The sequence below is a fragment of the Clostridium boliviensis genome, assembly GCF_033342255.1.
In the GTDB taxonomy this organism is placed as follows: Bacteria; Bacillota; Clostridia; order Lachnospirales; family Lachnospiraceae; genus Lacrimispora; species Lacrimispora boliviensis.
This window is the reverse complement of sequence record NZ_JAWONS010000240.1, coordinates 290,684-306,874: the sequence shown is the minus strand read 5'-3', so window position 1 is coordinate 306,874 and position 16,191 is coordinate 290,684. Positions and strand designations below refer to the sequence as shown.

The window sequence follows — 16,191 nt, the reverse complement described above, 5'->3', positions numbered from 1 at the left end:
GGAATGTATGACAGCGATTTTAGAGGAATTGAAAAATAGAATTCTTTTTTTTGACGGTGGAATGGGCAGCCTTTTACAGGCCAGCGGATTGATACCCGGTGAACTTCCGGAGACCTGGAATATAACTCATTCTGACTTAATTGTAAAGATTCACAGGGATTATCTGGAAGCCGGCGCGGATCTGATTAAAACCAATACTTTCGGGGCAAATGGTTTAAAATTTAATCAGAACAAGGAATTTGACTTAGAACAGATTGTGACGGCTGCCATGAGGAATGCAAAGCAGGCGGTGGATACAGCCGTTTATCCGGAGGGAAGAAAAAAGGGAGCGGTTGCTCTTGATATTGGTCCTACCGGCAAGCTGTTAAAGCCTTTGGGTGACCTTGATTTTGAAGAAGCCTATGAGTTGTTTTCCCAGATCGTAAGGATCGGCGTCCGGGAAGGCGCGGATCTGATACTCATTGAAACCATGAGCGACAGCTATGAGGCTAAAGCAGCAGTTCTTGCAGCAAAAGAGAACAGCAGTCTTCCTGTGTTTGTTACAATGATTTTTGATGAGAAGGGGAAGCTGCTGACCGGTGGAAATGTGGAGTCAACAGTGGCCCTTTTAGAAGGTCTGGGTGTGGATGCACTGGGAACTAACTGCGGACTTGGACCTGTTCAGATGAAGGGAATTTTAGAGGATATCATGAAGGTGGTCTCTGTTCCTGTTATTGTTAATCCCAATGCAGGTCTGCCAAGAAGTGAAGGCGGGAAGACGGTCTATGACATTGATGAGGATCAGTTTGCCAGAGCGATGAAGGCTATCACAGAGGCAGGAGCCTGTATCATCGGAGGCTGCTGCGGAACCACGCCGGAACATATTAAAAAGATGGTGGCTGTGTGTAAGGATTATCCAGTCAGAATTCCTGAGAAAAAGCACCGTACAGTCATTTCCTCCTATGCCCAGGCGGTTGTGATAGACCGGAAACCGGTTATCATTGGAGAGCGGATCAATCCTACTGGAAAATCCAAATTTAAGCAGGCTTTAAAGGATCACAACCTGGAGTATATCTTAAAGGAAGGAGTGCTCCAGCAGGATAATGGGGCTCATGTTCTGGATGTAAATGTAGGACTTCCTGAAATTGATGAGCCGTCAATGATGGAAGAAGTGGTAAAAGAGCTGCAGAGCATCATTGACCTTCCGTTACAGATTGATACCTCCAATATGGCTGCTATGGAACGGGCGATGAGAATCTATAACGGCAAGCCGCTGATCAATTCTGTCAATGGTAAAAAAGAGGCTATGGACGCCATTTTTCCGCTTGTAAAACGGTATGGAGGTGTTGTTGTAGCACTGGCTCTCGATGAGGATGGAATTCCGGAAACTGTGGAAGGCAGAATTGCTGTTTCGAAAAAAATCTATGACACGGCAGCCGGATACGGTATTGGGAAAGAGGATATTATCATCGATGCTTTATGCATGACAGTCAGCTCAGACAGCAAAGGTGCTCTTACAACTCTTGAGACGGTGAGACGTGTCAGGGATGAGTTGGAAGGGAAGACCATTCTTGGAGTATCCAATATATCCTTTGGTCTGCCCCAGAGAGAAATTGTCAATGCTGCATTCTTTACCATGGCTTTGCAGAACGGGTTAAACGCGGCTATAATCAACCCTAATTCAGAGGCCATGATGCGCTCGTATTACAGCTACTGTGTTCTTGCAGACTTAGATCCCCAGTGCAGTACTTATATCAGTACCTACAGTGGTAATGTGACTGTTCCAGGGGAAACAAAAGGGGAAAGCAGAAACGGTCTCTCCTTACAGGAAAGTATTAAAAAGGGATTAAAAGACCGTGCATTTTCAGCTGTCACCGAGCTTCTGGAACACAGTGAGCCTCTTATGATCATACAGGAAGAGATGATTCCTGCTCTTAATGAGGTTGGAAAAGGGTTTGAAAAGGGAACGGTATTTCTCCCCCAGCTTCTGATGAGTGCGGAGGCGGCAAAAGCGGCATTTGAGGTGATTAAGGAACGGCTTGCCCAAAGTGGTGCTGAAGAGAAGAGAAAGGGAACTGTGATACTGGCTACTGTAAAAGGAGATATCCACGATATTGGGAAAAATATTGTAAAGGTGCTTTTGGAAAATTACAGCTATGAGGTGATAGATCTGGGAAAGGACGTTGCTCCTGAAACCATTGTTAAGACTGCTGCAGACCGGGATGTGAAACTGGTGGGGTTAAGTGCCCTCATGACGACTACAGTCCCAAGCATGGAAGAGACCATCCGGCAGCTTCGCGAAAAGGTGCCCTTTGTGAATGTGATGGTGGGAGGTGCGGTTCTTACGAAGGAATATGCCATGACAATCGGTGCGGACCGGTATTGCAGGGATGCCATGGCATCCGTCAATTATGCCGAGGAGATATTTGAAGTAAAATAAGGTGCCTCATTGACAAATATGGAATGAATGGTACAATAAAACTTGATAATATATCTGGAGGTACAAAATGGGAAAGATTATTTTAACGGGAGACAGACCCACCGGAAAGCTTCACATCGGACATTATGTGGGTTCGCTGAGGCGCAGGGTGGAACTGCAAAATTCCGGCGAATTTGACGAGATTTTTATTATGATTGCGGATGCCCAGGCATTGACGGACAATGCAGACAATCCGGAGAAAGTCCGTCAGAACATTATCGAGGTGGCGCTGGATTATCTTGCATGCGGACTGGATCCCAGTAAGAGTACGTTGTTCATCCAGTCTCAGATACCCCAGCTTACAGAGCTTAGCTTCTATTATATGAATCTGGTAACTGTTTCAAGGCTTCAGCGCAATCCTACCGTGAAATCAGAGATTACCATGAGAAACTTTGAAACCAGCATCCCTGTGGGCTTCTTTACGTATCCCATCAGCCAGGCGGCCGATATTACGGCTTTTAAGGCAACGACTGTCCCGGTTGGAGAAGATCAGGAGCCTATGATCGAGCAGACGAGGGAGATTGTGCGCAAATTTAACTCTGTTTACGGAGATGCTCTGGTAGAACCTGACATCCTTCTTCCGGATAATCAGGCATGCTTACGCCTTCCTGGAACAGATGGTAAGGCGAAGATGAGCAAATCCCTTGGAAACTGCATTTACTTATCCGATTCAGAGGAAGAGGTTAAGAAAAAAGTGATGAGCATGTACACAGATCCTAACCACCTTATGGTTTCTGATCCTGGTAAAGTGGAAGGCAATACGGTATTTACCTATCTGGACGCATTCAGCAGGGAAGAGGATTTTAAAGAATATTTACCAGATTACAAGAATCTTGATGAACTGAAAGAGCACTATCAAAGAGGCGGACTTGGAGATGTGAAGGTAAAGAGATTTTTAAACAGCGTACTTCAGGCCGAGTTAGAACCCATCAGAAAAAGAAGAAAAGAATACGAAGCGGATATTCCTTACGTATATCAGATCTTAAAAGAGGGCAGCCAGAAAGCGGAAGCTGTGGCAGCTAACACCTTAAAAGACGTGAAGGAAGCTATGAAGATCAACTATTTTGATGATATGGAACTGATCGATGAACAGGCCAGACGGTTTCAGGAGAAGGAATAGAGACAGTCATGAAGATTGTATCAATCAGTGAAATACTGGAATGCAACCGGCTTTTAAAAGACAGCGGGCTGGAATTTAAGATTCATTTAAGAGATGCCTGCGGGAAACAGTCCTGCTCCATAGAATCTCTGAGTGAGAGCAATGGAACAGAGCAGTATCAGGCTCTTTACAAGATGCTGGAAGCATATTTTGGAAACTTACGTTTCCAGTTGGAATATAGTGCGGATAATAAGAACTTCTGGATGAGTTAGCTCCGGAAACTGGAATGCCGGAGTGGCTGCAAAGAGAATATTCTTTCGGCTTCTCCGGCTTTTTTGTATTAAAAATAAAATAATAATTATTATCGATATTATTTATTGAATTTTCTGGAAATCTATGCTATGATTGTATTGTGAATTAGGGATAACTAACTCATAAATTTAACTGAAACAAGCCATATTAATCGAGTATAGTCAACAGGAAAGGAGATAGATGGTATGTCATTCATTGGAAAAGAGATTAGTGATTTTAAAGTACAGAGTTTTATAAATGGAGAATTTAAGGAAGTTGTAAAGAAGGACGTTCTGGGAAAGTGGTCCGTATTCTTTTTCTATCCGGCAGATTTTACATTTGTCTGCCCCACGGAACTGGAAGATCTTGCAGATAAATACGAGGATTTTAAAAAGGCTGGCTGTGAAATTTACAGCGTATCCTGTGATACCCATTTTGTACACAAAGCATGGCATGATGCTTCAAAGACAATCAAAAAGATTAAGTATCCCATGCTTGCAGATCCCACTGGAGCACTGGCAAGAAGCTTTGATGTACTGATTGAGGATTCAGGCATGGCGGAACGGGCAACCTTTGTTGTGAATCCGGAAGGCGTGATCGTGGCTTATGAAGTGATCGCCGGCAATGTGGGACGAAATGCAGAGGAATTATTCCGCAGAGTGGAGGCTTCCCAGTTCGTTGCAAAGCACGGAGATGAGGTGTGCCCTGCAAAATGGAAACCAGGAGAAAAAACATTAAAGCCCAGCCTGGATTTAGTTGGGCTTTTGTAAAGGCGGGATACTATGGCTGAACTTTATGACGTAATTATTGTAGGCGCAGGTCCTGCAGGTCTCTCCGCAGCCATTTACGCAGCCAGGGCCAGATTTAAAGTTCTGGTACTTGAAAAAGAAAAAATCGGCGGACAGATAACCATTACATCGGAAATCGTGAATTACCCCGGAATAGAGAAAACAGACGGTGCAGAGCTGACTGAAAAGATGCGCCTCCAGGCTCAGAGCTTTGGCGCGGAATTTCAAATGGCCAAAGTAACAGACTTTGATTTCTCTGGGGATATCCGGATTGTTAAAACAGATAAAGGTGATTATCGGACACTTGGAATTGTTCTTGCTCTTGGAGCAAACCCCAGAACTCTGGGGTTTGCAGGAGAGAAAGTGTACAAAGGAAGAGGAGTGGCTTATTGTGCAACCTGTGACGGTGAATTTTTCACCGGAATGGATGTATTTGTAATTGGAGGCGGATTTGCAGCGGCAGAGGAAGCTGTATTTCTGACCAAATATGCAAAAAAGGTCACGGTTATTGTCAGAGAAGAGGATTTTACCTGTGCCGCCTCCGTAGCCGATAAGGCTAAGAATCATGAGAAAATTGAAGTGCATTATCAGACTGAGATTGTGGAAGCCTCCGGAGACAGACTGTTAAGATCCGCCCGGTTTAAAGACAGAAAGACCGGACGGGAGTGGAGCTATAAAGCACCGGAGGGAGAATCCTTTGGTATTTTTGTATTCGCAGGCTATGTGCCGGATACAGATCTGGTTAAAGGAAAGCTGGAGCTTGACAGCCATGGATATCTTATCACGGACCACAATCAGATGACCGGTATTCCGGGAGTGTATGGAGCCGGTGATGTGTGCATTAAAAATTTAAGGCAGGTGGTTACAGCTGTTTCCGATGGGGCAGTTGCAGCAACATCTTTAGAGAAATATGTTGCTGAAGTATATGAAAAGTTAAACTTATCCCCACGGGAGTCCGAACCAGGGGTGAAGGACAGAAATGAGGATACAAAGCAGCCGGAGGAATCAGGAGAAGAGAATTTTATCAATTCTGAGATGAGACAGCAGTTAGAAGGTCTGTTTCATAAGTTTCAGACAAAAGTTGTTGTAAAGGCTCTTTTAGACCAAAGCCGGCTTTCGTCCGAGATGGCGTCCTTCCTAAAGGAACTTTCAGGGATTTCGGACAAAGTGGAGACCATCACAGAACGGGCGTCGGATAAGTCAGAACCTGATGAGGCGCTTCCGGTCCTTTGTGTTTTAAGAGAAGATGGTACTGAAACCGGGATCCGATTTTATGGAATTCCCGGCGGCCATGAGTTTAATTCCTTTATAATTGGTCTATATAATGCAGCGGGACCGGGACAGTCTCTTTCTTCGGAGGAAACTGACCGGATACACAGGTTAGAGAAAGAGCTTACTATTAAGATAGCAGTTTCATTATCCTGTACCATGTGCCCAACCACGGTTATGTCTGCGGGAAGAATTGCGGCTGACAGCAGTAAAGTGAAGGCCTGGACTTATGATCTGGCTTATTATCCGGAATTAAAGAAACGATATCAGATTATGAGCGTTCCCTGCATGATTATAAACGATGAGATTGTAGAATTTGGGAAGAAGTCCGTAGAGGAGCTTCTGACCGTTCTGGAAAGCATATAAAAGAAAAGGAGAAATCATGATGAATTATCTGGAAATTGAAAAGGTCATTGGAAGAGAAATTATTGACTCAAGAGGGAATCCTACTGTAGAGGCAGAGGTTCATTTAGCAGATGGCACCATTGCTATGGGAGTTGCACCCAGCGGAGCGTCTACCGGCGAATTCGAGGCGCTGGAGTTAAGAGACGCAGATAAGACCCGTTATGGCGGAAAAGGAGTATTGAATGCGGTTCACAACATTAATACTGTGATTCATTATGCTCTGGTTGGCATGGATGCATCTGATATCTATGGAATTGACAACGCTATGATTACAGCGGACGGAACACCGGACAAATCAAGACTGGGAGCCAATGCCATTCTTGCAGTATCCATTGCCTGTGCAAGAGCAGCGGCAGTCAGCATGGGAATTCCACTTTACCGGTTCTTAGGCGGTATTACAGGAAACCGTCTTCCTGTTCCCATGATGAATATCTTAAACGGAGGTGCTCATGCAGCCAACACCGTAGATGTTCAGGAATTTATGATTATGCCGGCAGGCGCTCCAAGCTTTAAGGAAGGTTTGCGCTGGTGTACAGAGGTGTTCCATTGTCTTGCATCTATTCTAAAGGCGAAGGGGCTGACAACCTCCGTTGGAGACGAAGGCGGATTTGCTCCCAACTTAGAAAGTGACGATGCAGCCATTGAACTGATTCTGGAAGCGGTAAGAAAAGCGGGTTTTGAACCGGGACGGGATTTTGTACTTGCCATGGATGCTGCAGCCAGCGAATGGAAGGGAGAAGGGAAAGGACAGTATGTTCTTCCTAAATCCGGTAAGCACTATACCTCAGAGGAACTAATTGAACATTGGAAACAGCTTAGTGACAAATACCCCATTTATTCCATTGAGGATGCACTTGACGAAGAGGACTGGGAAGGCTGGAAGTTACTTACAAAAGAGCTTGGAAGCAAAATCCAGCTGGTAGGTGATGACTTGTTTGTAACCAATACGGAGCGGCTGAAAAAAGGAATCACAGAAGGCTGTGGAAATTCCATTCTCATAAAACTGAATCAGATCGGAACGGTATCAGAGACTCTGGAAGCCATTAAGATGGCTCACCGGGCCGGCTATACTGCAATTGCTTCCCATCGTTCCGGCGAGACAGAGGATACCACCATTGCGGATCTGGCAGTGGCTTTAAATACCTGTCAGATAAAAACCGGAGCTCCAAGCAGAAGTGAGCGTGTCGCAAAATACAACCAGCTGATTCGGATTGAAGAAGAACTGGGAGAAAGCGCTGTTTATCCGGGAATGGATGCATTTCATATCCGTCGTTCATAAATAAAAAGATAGAGAAGACCTGCCTGGCAAAATGTACTGCCTTGCAGGTCTTTTTTTGCGTATTTTGATAAAACTGTTTGATGTATGGAAAAATAAATGGTATGCTAATGAAACTGGTGGAATATCAGACGTCCTTTTTCAATAGAATAAACAGTGATACCCGTGATTAACGCGGAGCAAGTGGGAGAAGGATAGATGGCGGAGATAAAAAGAATCAGATGCGGAAGCGAGAACTGTTATCTGATAGAGAAAAGAGGCAGAGCCATTCTGATCGATACCGGAAGAAAAGGTTTTGAAGAAAAGATTCTTAACCAGTGTAAAAAAAGCAGAGTGGAGCTGATTATTCTGACTCATGGTCATATAGAGCAGGTGCAGAATGCAGCATTTCTTTCAAAAGAACTGAAAGCTCCTCTGGCTATTCATAAAAGTGATCTGGAAATTTTAAAGGATAATTTCAGGGAGCCGGTTTCCTATCAGGGGCTTTTGGGTATGGTGGTTGCGGAAGTTGCTGTAAAGAATTTTGAGGATTCGGTGATTTTAGATTTTAAACCTGATATTTATTTAAAAGAAGGTGACAGGCTTGATAAATATGGCATTGACGGAACGGTTCTGGAGCTTCCCGGCCACACAAGAGGTTCTATCGGGGTGGAACTGGAGAAACGGGCCATATTTGTGGGAGACGCTTTGATGAACTTATTTTACCCCGGTCTTCCCATGATTTACTGTGACCGGGAAGCTATGATAAAAAGTGCGGAGAGAATCAGCGCTATTGGTGCAAGAAGGATATATTTCTGTCACGGAAACCCGGCGGATAACAGAACCTGGATCCGGACAGATTATTGAACAGAGGAATTTGCGTATGATAAACATTTATCTGAAAGAGTTTGAACTATCAGCGGAGGAAAACAGGCGTGAAAAAGAGCATCTGGCGGGCGAGATGCTCCTGCGGGAGGGCTTAAAGAAGGAATACGGCATCGTTTACGGTGAGGATATTCCTCTTCCCGTTGTTAAAGGCGAGAAAGGAAAGCCTCAACTAAAGGAGTATCCTCACATTTACCATAATATCAGCCATACGGATGGACTGGCTGTATGTGCGCTTGGTGATGAACCGGTGGGAATTGATACAGAGCTAATACGTCCGTTTTCTGAAAAAATCATACGAAAAGTGATGTCACCCCAGGAACAGGAGCTGTTTGAGAAGCTGAAGGGAGACGAGCGGACCGCCTACTTTTTTAAGATCTGGACCCTGAAGGAAAGTTATGTAAAAGCAAAAGGGTGTGGAATTACCATACCCCTTACGGATTTCTCCTTTTATCTGGAAGATGGAACTGTTACATGCTCGGTTCCGGGCGTTCATATGGTTTTGCGATGCCTGAGGGAAAAATATATGTTATCGTTGTGTACCTATAAGGAGACTAAAATCTGTTGGAATCGGCAAGAATCTATTTAAGTGTTTATCACTGGAATGGAGGAAGCCAATGAAACTTGTATCGGATCAATCGATAATTACGTACTTACAGAAATTTAACCAGTATCCGTTTGAAGTTAGACTTCACGGAACATCATATCTGATCGGTGCGGGACATCCAGTATTTACCGTCAGCATGAAAGAGGATATTAATACCAGGGATTTAATGACCAGCACCTCTCTGGCTCTGGGTGAGGCTTATATTAAGGGAACACTGGATATCGAAGGAGATTTATTTCAGGCACTGGATCATTTTATGGGGCAGATGGCGGTATTTACAGCAGATCAGAAAAAACTGAAAAATCTTATTTTTACTTCTCTTTCCAAAAAGAACCAGGAAAAAGAAGTTGCCTCTCATTATGACATTGGGAACGATTTCTACAGCCTGTGGCTTGACGATACCATGAGCTATTCATGCGGTTATTTTAAAACGGACCAGGATACTCTTTATGATGCTCAGTGCAACAAAGTGGAACGTATTCTGAAAAAACTGTACTTAAAAGAGGGAATGACACTTTTAGATATCGGCTGCGGCTGGGGATATCTGCTGATTCGTGCAGCAAAGGAATATGGTGTAAAAGGTGTGGGAATCACACTGAGCATGGAACAGAAAAAGGAGTTTGAAAAAAGAATTGAGATTTTGGGTCTGTCCGGCCGTATTAAGGTGGAACTGATGGATTACCGGGATCTCCCCCAATATGGAAAAGCCTTTGACCGGGTAGTCAGTGTTGGTATGGTGGAGCACGTAGGGAGAGAGAATTATGATTTGTTTATCAAAAGTGCAGAGTCTGTGCTGGTGCCGGGCGGGCTGTTTCTTCTGCATTTTATCAGTGCATTAAAAGAGTATCCGGGAGACCCGTGGATGAAAAAATATATATTTCCTGGAGGAGTGGTTCCCAGTCTTAGAGAAATGATAAATCTGCTGAGTGATCATCAGTTTTATACATTGGATGTGGAGAGTCTCCGGAGGCATTATTATAAAACACTGCGACACTGGGATCAGAATTTTAATAAAAACAGGAATCAGATTGAAAAAAAGATGGGTACGGAGTTTGTGAGAATGTGGGACTTATATCTGAATGCCTGCGCTGCAACCTTCCACAACGGAATTATTGATCTGCATCAGATTCTTTTGTCAAAGGGAATTCAAAATGATCTGCCCCTGACCAGGTGGTATTAAATTACAAGAGTAACGAAAGAGGAATAAGGGAATGAATATGACGGAGAAACAGCACCTTAAGCGGGGAAACGTTCTGACGATATCAGGCGGAATTTTATGGGGAATATCAGGAACCTGCGGACAGTATCTTTTACAGGTAAAGGGACTGTCTTCTGACTGGCTGGTTCCGGTACGCCTCCTGTGTGCAGGAGTTTTACTGCTGTTTCTCTGTTACATGAAACAGGGAAATCAAATCTTTGCTCCATTGAAAAACAAAAAAGACGGGGTTGACTTATTAATTTTTGGCATGGTGGGAATGTCCATGTGCCAGTATACATATTTTACGGCTATCGAATATTCCAATGCAGGAACCGCGACTGTACTTCAGTACATAGGTCCGGTTCTCATTATGCTTTATGTATCCGCACGGGCCGGAAAAATACCAGGCAGATACGAGCTTCTTGCGGCGATACTCGCCATGGCAGGAACTTTTTTACTGGCAACTCATGGAAAACCGGGAAATCTTGTTATATCGGACAAGGCTCTTTTCTGGGGACTGTGTTCAGCAGCAGCGCTTGCGGTTTATACTACCCAGCCGGGCAGGCTTCTTAAAAAGTACGGTTCCATGGTGATAGCGGGCTGGGGGATGTTCATTGGTGGAGTTCTTCTCAGTCTGATTTTCCGCCCGTGGGAGAAAACTCTTCTTTTAGATACGCAGGCGATTCTTGGTATGGTATTTATTATCCTGTTTGGTACTGTGACCGCATTTGCCTTCTACTTAGAGGGAGTAAACAGGGTAGGTCCTAAGAAGGGAAGTCTGCTGGCATCAGTAGAGCCTGTATCGGCTACCATATTTTCTGTTCTTTTTATGGGAGTCAGTTTCGGTATGCTTGATCTGCTTGGATTTGCATGTATTATTTCGACTGTTTTTCTGCTGACATCAGGGAAGGAATAGCCAGGCTTTACTTTTTATTTCATATCATATATAATTATGAAATAATATTACATGAATTAGAGGTAACGATATATGCAGGAAAGTATAAGTGTGTCCGGTGTTCTCTGCTCTTCCTATGATTCTTTTTTTGAGGCAGAGAAGAAGATTGCGGATTTTATTCTCTCAAATAAAAGTGATATCATTGACATGACAGTGGCGGAGCTGGCTCTGGCAAGCGGGACAAGCGATGCGACGGTTTCCAGGTTCTGCAGGCGTTGCGGATTTAATGGTTTTCATCATTTAAAGATTAATCTGGCAAAAGAGGTGGCAGAGGAACGAGGAAACTCCATTGAGACTTCCAATGATATCAGCCGGGATAATATCGGCCAGTCTCTGCAGAATATTCTGGCCAACAAGGTTACTGAGCTGACTCAGACCATTTCCATGATGGATCCGGATGAACTTGATAAAATCTTATCCGTGGTGGAGCAGGCAAGAACTGTTCAGCTGGTAGCTGTGGGCAATACCATTCCTGTCGCACTTGATGGTGCCTTTAAGTTCAATCAACTGGGAATTGCGACTGTATCAGGGACAATATGGGAAACCCAGATGGCATATACCTGCAACATGGGTCTGGAGGATGCTGTTATTATCATATCCAACTCCGGTTTTTCCAAGCGGCTTATGACTCTTGTGGCAGTAGCCAAGGAAAACCATGTGCCAACCATTGCAATTACAAATAATATTTCCTCTCCGCTGGGACAGGCATGTGATTATCACATCACAACTGCGACCAGGGAAAAACTGCTTTTAGGAGAGTTTTGTTTTTCCAGAGTTTCTGCTACAACTGTGATAGAGATCTTATATCTCTTTCTGTCAGTCAGCAGAACGGATTCACACGATAATATTCGGCGTCACGAAATTGCAATCTCTGACGATAAAAAATAGGAGGACCGGTAGGTTCTCTTTTTTGATGTTTTGGGCGAATGACTGGGTTGTCTTTGGGGAATAATGGAATATGGGGATATAGTACAAAAAACGGTCTGGATAATACGCTTTATTTATGAGTAATTGTGCAAAGCGACGAAATGATAGGAGAAATATTATTTCTCGTATAAACGTATTGACGAAATAAAACAATCGTATTATAGTATAGACGAGGGGATGAAATAAAATTTTATATATAGAAGGAGCAGTGATATATGATTTACACGGTAACATTTAATCCGGCTCTCGATTATGTGGTTCAAGTAGATCACTTCACACTGGGATCAGTCAACAGAACGGAGCAGGAAAGCATTTTCTGCGGAGGAAAAGGGCTGAATGTATCAACTGTTCTGGCAGCGCTTGGATTCGGAAATACTGCACTTGGTTTTGTGGCAGGATTTACCGGAGACGAGATAGAACGCAGAGTGGGAAATCTGGGATTTCGAAGTGATTTCATCCATGTTGAACATGGAATGTCAAGAATTAATGTAAAACTTAAATCCGGGGAAGAGACAGAGATCAACGGAATCGGACCTGAGATAACAAAAAAAGATGTGGACCTGCTTTATGAAAAACTTGACTGTCTTACAAAAGGGGATATCTTAATTCTGTCGGGAAGTATTCCCAGATCCTTAGATGATGATATTTACGAAAGAATCATAAAGTATTTAGATAACAAGGGAATCCGTATTGTTGTGGATGCAACCCGGGATTTGCTTTCGAATGTGCTTACCTATCATCCGTTTCTGATAAAGCCTAACAATCATGAATTAGGGGAGATGTTTGGAGTGACTTTGGAAACTGTGGAGGAAATGATTCATTACGGGAAACTCCTTCAGGAGAAAGGTGCAGAAAATGTGCTGATTTCCATGGCAGGAGACGGTGCAGTGTTAATTTCCGAAAAAGGGGAGGTTTTCCAGATGGGAGTGCCCTTTGGAACTGTAAAGAATTCTGTTGGAGCCGGAGATTCCATGGTTGCAGGTTTTATTGCAGGTTACCTGGAAAACGGCAGTTATGAACACGCTTTGCGCCTTGGAAGCGCTGCAGGAAGTGCCACCGCATTTTCGCAAGGTCTTGCAGCGAAGGAAGATATAATGAAGCTTTATGAAGAATTATTAAAGGAGGGGTATTGATGAAGATTACGGACTTACTGAAAAAGGAAAGTGTGGAGCTTGGGGTGAAAGTTTCCAGTAAGGAAGCAGCCATCGACCGGCTGGTGGATTTAATGAATTCTGCCGGCAGACTGAAAGACAAAGCCGCCTACAAAGAGGGGATTCTTGCAAGAGAGGCTCTTGGCAGCACAGCGGTGGGAGATGGTATTGCCATTCCCCATGCAAAGGTAGCTGCAGTAAAGGAGCCTGGTCTGGCGGCAGTTGTGGTACCTGATGGTGTGGATTATGAAGCCTATGATGGTTCTCTATCCAAAATTATTTTTATGATTGCAGCACCGGATGGTGAGGCAGATGTCCATCTGGAGGCATTATCAAAATTATCCACCCTGCTTATGGACCCTGATTTTAAGGAGTCTTTGATTCATGCAGGATCTAAGGAAGAATTTTTACGCCTGATTGATGAGAAGGAAGCCGGTAAAAAGGCAAAACCGAAGGAAACAAAAAGCGGCTACCGTGTGTTGGCAGTAACAGCCTGCCCAACAGGGATTGCTCATACCTTTATGGCTGCTGAAAACTTAGAGCAGAAGGGCAAAAAACTTGGGATTTCCCTTAAGGCAGAGACAAACGGCGCGGAAGGTGTTGGAAATGCACTGACAAAAGCGGAAATCGACGCAGCTGACGGCATCATCATTGCAGCGGATAAAAATGTAGATATGTCCCGCTTTGACGGAAAGCGTGTTGTTGTATCAACTGTTTCTGAAGGTATTCAAAAGGGAGAGGAACTCATTAAACGTGCAGTGAGCAGCCAGACACCGGTCTATCATTATGATGGTTCTTCGTCTTCTGAGGATGACTCCAAACAGGAGGGCCTGGGACGTTCGATTTACAAACATCTGATGAACGGCGTTTCTCATATGCTTCCATTCGTTATCGGCGGCGGTATTTTAATTGCACTTGCTTTCCTTTTTGATGATTATTCCATTGATCCGTCAAATTTTGGTAAAAATACTCCTCTTGCAGCTTATATAAAAACAATTGGTGAACAGGCCTTTGGCATGATGCTTCCTGTACTGGCAGGTTATATTGCCATGAGTATTGCTGACCGTCCTGGTCTGGCAGTGGGCTTTGTCGGCGGTCTGATTGCAAAGATGGGTGCCACATTTGCAAATCCTGCAGGCGGAAGCGTAAACTCCGGATTTTTAGGAGCACTCCTTGCTGGTTTTATCGGCGGTTATATTGTACTGTTTTTAAAGAATGCATTTAAAAAGCTTCCCAAGTCTTTAGAGGGAATCAAGCCGGTTCTTCTTTATCCGCTTATTGGTATATTTCTTGTTGCAGTTGTGACCACTTTTATTAATCCGTTTGTAGGTGCTATCAATGATGGAATCACCAGTCTGTTAAACGGAATGGGCGGTACCAGCAAAATTATACTGGGTGTAGTTGTCGGCGGCATGATGTCTGTGGATATGGGCGGTCCTGTTAACAAGGCAGCTTATGTATTTGGTACGGCTCAGCTGGCAGAAGGCAATTTTGATATTATGGCTGCAGTTATGGCAGGCGGTATGGTCCCTCCTATTGCAATTGCACTGTGTACTACATTTTTTAAGAAGAAATTTACGGATAAAGAGCGTCAGTCAGGACTGGTAAACTATATTATGGGACTGTCCTTTATCTCTGAGGGCGCAATCCCCTTTGCAGCAGCGGATCCTCTTCGTGTGATTCCTTCCTGTATGATCGGCTCTGCAGTAGCAGGCGGGCTTTCCATGGCACTGGGATGTACATTACGTGCACCTCACGGCGGAATCTTTGTACTTCCCACAATTGGCAATCCATTTGGGTATCTGATTGCAATTATTGCTGGTTCCTTCGCAGGCTGCTTTGTACTTGCCGCTTTGAAGAAAAATTTAAAATCCGGATCATAAGATATAAAAAACACCCCTGCCAATTATGACAGGGGTGTTTGATTCTCTGCAAGAACGTTGTCTAAATTCCTGTTGACTTCAACAGAAGGGAGACTTTCCGGGGCTGCTTTTTTGATTTTATACCAGTTTGCGGCTGTAAAAACGGCAATCAGCAGGATCGCGAATCCTAAAATCAGTCCGATTGCCCAGTATCTTATATGGTTATTCATAAAATGCTCCTGTCTTATAGTTCTGGATATGAAAAGTATGAACGGATGCAGACAGGTTATACCAAATATGCCGAAAAGTGTTGATAAAAATCCAGACAGGAAGTACAATTTTTACAGGAAGAGCAGATAAGGAGGCAGAATATGTATAAAAGCTGTATATTTGATTTAGACGGAACCATTATTGATACCATTCAGTCCATGACTCACAGCATCACCCTTACTGTAGGCCGTTTTGGATATGCTCCGCTTGATGAAGGCCATACAAAGCTGTTTGTAGGAGATGGTTACCGTAAGCTGGTAGAAAGGGCACTCCTGTATTCTGGAGACAAAGATCTGGTCCACTATGAGGAAGCGCTTCAGATATATGAAAAGACGTTTCGGGAAAACTGCCTTTATAAGGTAAAGGCATATGAGGGCATGCCTGAATTTTTGAATTTCTTAAAAGATAAAGGAATAAAGATCGGCGTGCTGACCAATAAAGGGCATGAGCGGGCGGTAGAATGCGTGGAGGCTGTCTACGGAAAGAATTATTTTGACCAAATTATCGGAGAAGGGAATGGAATTAGAGTGAAGCCCGACCCGGCAGGAGCTTTTTTAATGGCGGACCGTTTTAAGCTGTCTCCGTCCCAGTGTCTCTATTTTGGAGATACCAATACAGATATGAAGACCGGTACGAATGCAGGTATGGATACTGTAGGTGTTACATGGGGATTCAGGGACCGGCAGGAGCTGGAAGCATTTCACCCAAAATATATCATTTCCCACCCGGATGAGATTCGGCATGTTTTTGAATAAAAATCCGATTTAATGG

The 16,191-nt window shown here is 43.9% G+C and carries 15 protein-coding genes; 14 read left to right on the top strand and 1 reads right to left on the bottom strand.

The window, feature by feature from the left end:
- Positions 1-7: 7 nt before the first annotated feature.
- From RZO55_RS16215 to RZO55_RS16155, 13 genes are all read left to right on the top strand, one after another.
- Positions 8-2,419: a homocysteine S-methyltransferase family protein gene (locus tag RZO55_RS16215; protein WP_318065286.1), complete on the top strand. Its 2,412-nt coding sequence runs from the start codon at positions 8-10 to the stop codon at positions 2,417-2,419.
- Positions 2,420-2,486: 67 nt separating this feature from the next.
- A complete protein-coding gene (gene trpS, locus RZO55_RS16210; protein ID WP_318065285.1) occupies positions 2,487-3,578 on the top strand; it encodes a tryptophan--tRNA ligase in 1,092 nt (363 codons plus the stop codon).
- Positions 3,579-3,586: 8 nt separating this feature from the next.
- On the top strand, positions 3,587-3,829 hold the full coding sequence (locus tag RZO55_RS16205) for an RDAC family protein (RefSeq protein WP_318065284.1): 243 nt from the start codon (positions 3,587-3,589) through the stop codon (positions 3,827-3,829).
- A 225-nt stretch (positions 3,830-4,054) separates the two neighbouring features.
- Entirely contained in the window at positions 4,055-4,618 is a 564-nt protein-coding gene (gene ahpC, locus RZO55_RS16200) for an alkyl hydroperoxide reductase subunit C (RefSeq protein ID WP_318065283.1), read from the top strand.
- A 12-nt stretch (positions 4,619-4,630) separates the two neighbouring features.
- A complete protein-coding gene (locus tag RZO55_RS16195; protein WP_318065282.1) occupies positions 4,631-6,271 on the top strand; it encodes an FAD-dependent oxidoreductase in 1,641 nt (546 codons plus the stop codon).
- Between the two features lie 19 nt (positions 6,272-6,290).
- Complete coding sequence (gene eno / locus RZO55_RS16190; RefSeq protein WP_318065383.1) at positions 6,291-7,589, top strand: phosphopyruvate hydratase; 1,299 nt, start codon at positions 6,291-6,293, stop codon at positions 7,587-7,589.
- Between the two features lie 195 nt (positions 7,590-7,784).
- Positions 7,785-8,432: an MBL fold metallo-hydrolase gene (locus tag RZO55_RS16185; RefSeq protein WP_318065281.1), complete on the top strand. Its 648-nt coding sequence runs from the start codon at positions 7,785-7,787 to the stop codon at positions 8,430-8,432.
- A gap of 16 nt (positions 8,433-8,448) precedes the next feature.
- Positions 8,449-9,039: a 4'-phosphopantetheinyl transferase family protein gene (locus RZO55_RS16180; protein ID WP_318065280.1), complete on the top strand. Its 591-nt coding sequence runs from the start codon at positions 8,449-8,451 to the stop codon at positions 9,037-9,039.
- A 28-nt stretch (positions 9,040-9,067) separates the two neighbouring features.
- A complete protein-coding gene (locus RZO55_RS16175) occupies positions 9,068-10,237 on the top strand; it encodes a class I SAM-dependent methyltransferase (RefSeq protein WP_318065279.1) in 1,170 nt (389 codons plus the stop codon).
- A 31-nt stretch (positions 10,238-10,268) separates the two neighbouring features.
- Entirely contained in the window at positions 10,269-11,171 is a 903-nt protein-coding gene (locus RZO55_RS16170; protein ID WP_318065278.1) for a DMT family transporter, read from the top strand.
- 72 nt (positions 11,172-11,243) lie between these two features.
- On the top strand, positions 11,244-12,098 hold the full coding sequence (locus RZO55_RS16165) for a MurR/RpiR family transcriptional regulator (protein ID WP_318065277.1): 855 nt from the start codon (positions 11,244-11,246) through the stop codon (positions 12,096-12,098).
- A 254-nt stretch (positions 12,099-12,352) separates the two neighbouring features.
- Positions 12,353-13,270, top strand: coding sequence for a 1-phosphofructokinase (gene pfkB / locus RZO55_RS16160; protein ID WP_318065276.1), 918 nt, complete (start codon positions 12,353-12,355; stop codon positions 13,268-13,270).
- Positions 13,270-15,171, top strand: a complete 1,902-nt coding sequence (locus RZO55_RS16155) for a PTS fructose transporter subunit IIABC (RefSeq protein ID WP_318065275.1) — start codon at positions 13,270-13,272, stop codon at positions 15,169-15,171. Before pfkB ends, RZO55_RS16155 begins: the two co-directional genes overlap by 1 nt.
- A 23-nt stretch (positions 15,172-15,194) precedes the next feature.
- Here the strand turns inward: RZO55_RS16155 and RZO55_RS16150 are convergent, their stop codons facing one another.
- Positions 15,195-15,380, bottom strand: a complete 186-nt coding sequence (locus RZO55_RS16150; protein ID WP_318065274.1) for a hypothetical protein — start codon at positions 15,378-15,380, stop codon at positions 15,195-15,197.
- 141 nt (positions 15,381-15,521) lie between these two features.
- Here RZO55_RS16150 and RZO55_RS16145 point away from each other — a divergent pair, with 141 nt between their 5' ends.
- Positions 15,522-16,175 (top strand): HAD family hydrolase, encoded by a 654-nt coding sequence (locus tag RZO55_RS16145; protein WP_318065273.1) that lies wholly within the window; start codon positions 15,522-15,524, stop codon positions 16,173-16,175.
- Positions 16,176-16,191: the final 16 nt, after the last annotated feature.